The organism is Corallococcus praedator, assembly GCF_003612125.1.
Taxonomy (GTDB): domain Bacteria; phylum Myxococcota; class Myxococcia; order Myxococcales; family Myxococcaceae; genus Corallococcus; species Corallococcus praedator.
The window spans coordinates 1-762 of record NZ_RAWI01000813.1; the positions used below are offsets into that span (position 1 = coordinate 1).

Below are 762 nucleotides of genomic sequence, written 5' to 3' on the forward strand. Positions count from 1 at the left end.
GTTTCGCGACCATCCTGAAATGACGACACTTTTGGGACGCAAGGCGCGTCAGCGCGTTCTCGATCGCTACACGCTTACCCGCAACATTACCCAGCTCGAAGAGCTTTACCGTCAGGTGATGCAGCAGCAGCGCACTTATCTAAAAAGCTGGGTCTAAACGAGCCGAAACTCACCTCGCCCTCTTAGCCATTGCTGCAATCCTGCTTTGGCTGTGGCGTCTTAAAACACTGCCTAAGATTCTTGTGTAGGGGCGCAAGGCCTTACGCCCCTACAGATTATCCATCTATCCAGTGTTCAATTTAAACTGGTCAGGACAGATGCATTGAGCGCCAGGAACTCAAGTTCCTGGCTGAAAGCTGAAGTCAGTTAAAACTGACTCAAACTGCTGTCATCAACCCATTTTAATGGGTTTAAGCTTTGAGCCGGAACTTTAGTTCACGGCTTTTGCGTAAGTCCTGAGTAGGTCAAAACCTACACCGCCATCGATCGAGTCATCGCCGCCAAAACCGACTAGGGTGTCATTACCGCCGCGACCGAACATATTATCGTTGCCAGCGCTACCAGGCAGATTGTTGTTGTTCTTGTTGCCAAAGATGTTTGCCATGTCGAATGTTTTCTTTTGTAAATTAGCTGAAAATGATGTGAATCGTTAGAGGTTGGACTTGATTTGCTTTCTCAATTCAGCAAGCTCATCGCTCACGTATTTAGAATAAAAATTTGGCTTTTGTTTGTCAGTCTGAAAAAGTCATAAAAAGCATGAAG

General features: G+C 46.5%; 1 protein-coding gene. It reads right to left on the bottom strand.

Annotation, left to right across the window (positions count from 1 at the left end; translation table 11 throughout):
* Nucleotides 1–430 precede the first annotated feature (430 nt).
* Nucleotides 431–604: a hypothetical protein gene (locus tag D7Y13_RS46230; RefSeq protein WP_158626211.1), complete on the bottom strand. Its 174-nt coding sequence runs from the start codon at nt 602–604 to the stop codon at nt 431–433.
* Nucleotides 605–762 lie beyond the last annotated feature (158 nt).

Excerpts from the sequence above, each read along its gene's own strand:
- D7Y13_RS46230 (WP_158626211.1), bottom strand. The coding sequence starts at position 604 with ATGGCAAACATCTTTGGCAACAAGAACAACAACAATCTGCCTGGTAGC.